Annotated in this window: 1 protein-coding gene and 1 pseudogene; one reads left to right on the top strand and one right to left on the bottom strand. The window is 66.8% G+C overall.

The genetic code is table 11. The annotated features are described in order from the left end of the window. Positions 1-36: 36 nt before the first annotated feature. Positions 37-1098 (top strand): amidohydrolase family protein, encoded by a 1062-nt coding sequence (locus PUR26_RS05835; RefSeq protein ID WP_329869850.1) that lies wholly within the window; start codon positions 37-39, stop codon positions 1096-1098. Positions 1099-1296: 198 nt separating this feature from the next. Here PUR26_RS05835 and PUR26_RS05830 read toward each other — a convergent pair. Beyond that, positions 1297-1531, bottom strand: a pseudogene (locus PUR26_RS05830) (IS5-like element IS4811 family transposase); the annotation flags it as partial.

Raw genomic sequence — 1531 nt, 5'->3', positions numbered from 1 at the left:
GGGGGCGCTCCGGCTGGGTCGCGTAGGTTCGTAGTCATGATCAGGCGTATACGCGGTGTCGTTCTGCCTGAGCGCGAGGAGCGCACGTTCTGGGTCGAGGGAGAGCGGCTGCGGACTGAGCCGCCTGCTGGGGCGGCAGCGAAGCAGGTGGAGACCGTTGTGGACGGCGGATGGCTTTTGCCGGGACTTGTCGACGTCCACACGCATCCGGGAGCGGAGAGTCCGGAGGACAGGTTCGACGAGGCGTTGTTGCGGCGGCATTTGTCGGAGCACCGGGATGCGGGCGTGCTGTTGGTGCGGACACCGGGGACCGCGGAGCGGATGCCTGGCTGGGTCGACACAGAACCCGATTTGCCGCGCGTCCGATCGGCGGGGCAGTGGCTGGCGACGCCGGGGCGTTTCTTCCCTGGGGCAGGGCGGGATGTTGGTGAGCACGAGTTGGCGGGGGCAGCGGTTGAGGAGGCCACGGCCTCGTCGGGCTGGTGCAAGGTCATCGGTGACTGGCGGTGGGACGAGCCCGCTGTGCCTCTGGATGTGCTGAAGGCGACCGTGGATGCGGTTCATGCTGTCGGTGGGCGGGTCGCCGTGCACTGCCAGACCGGTGAGGGCTCGCGAAACGCTGTCCTGGCTGGAGCGGACAGCCTTGAACACGGGATGCACCTCGATCCGGATCTCTTGGACCTGATGGCCGGGCAGGGCACCGCGTACATACCCACTCTCTCGGCGTTCGCCGAGAGTGCGGAGGTCTGGAGAGGCCGCGAGTCCAGCGCGAAGCGCTCGAGCTGGCTTCTTGGCTGGCAAGGCATGATCGACAATGTGCGTCTGGCGCACGAAGCGGGTGTCACAGTCCTCGCCGGGACGGACACCTTCCCGTGTGGCACGGTTGCCACGGAGTCTCAATGGCTGCTTCGGGCGGGGATGCCGGCGGAGGAAGCGCTCGGGGCTGCTTCATGGACGGCACGGGACTGGCTGGGGCTGCCGGGTCTGATAGATGGAGCGCCCGCCGATCTCGTCGCGTATGACCGGGACCCTGCTGCGGAGCCAGAGGTTCTTGGACGACCAATGCGCGTGATTCTGCGGGGCCAGGTCATGCGCTGACCATGTGCGTGTTCATTGGCGGGATGACGCAGGAGGGCACACCTGCGTGGATCTGCGGCTCGTGTCGGTCTTCACTGCGGGGCGGCCCACGAATCCGCGCGCTGTTGCTCACCCAGCCCGGAGCATAGACGCCGAAGCCGAAGCTCCCCGGACACGGCGCCGGGGAGCAGTGCATGGAGAAGTATCGAGCGTTGGTGCTCAGCGCTTCTTCGACCAGTCGGAACGAGTGTTCTTCCGGGTGATCCGGCGGGTCATGAGGGTGATGAGTGCCCAGGTCAGGTGTGCTTCGGAGTGCTGAGGGAGGCGTTCGTAGTCGCGGACGTTTCGCCGGGCTTTCATGATCCAGCCGAGGGTGCGTTCGACTTTCCAGCGGCGGGGCAGGACGACGAAGCCCTTGGCTCCACGAGGGCGGGAGACGGTCTTGAGCGTCATG

The sequence above is a fragment of the Streptomyces sp. SP18CS02 genome (assembly GCF_036322365.1).
Lineage (GTDB): Bacteria > Actinomycetota > Actinomycetes > Streptomycetales > Streptomycetaceae > Streptomyces.
Note: the sequence above shows the minus strand (reverse complement) of the source record. Positions and strands in the feature narration are given on the sequence as shown.

What these genes read in the sequence shown, in the direction of transcription:
- PUR26_RS05835 (WP_329869850.1), top strand. Translation starts at nt 37, where the DNA reads ATGATCAGGCGTATACGCGGTGTCGTTCTGCCTGAGCGCGAGGAGCGC.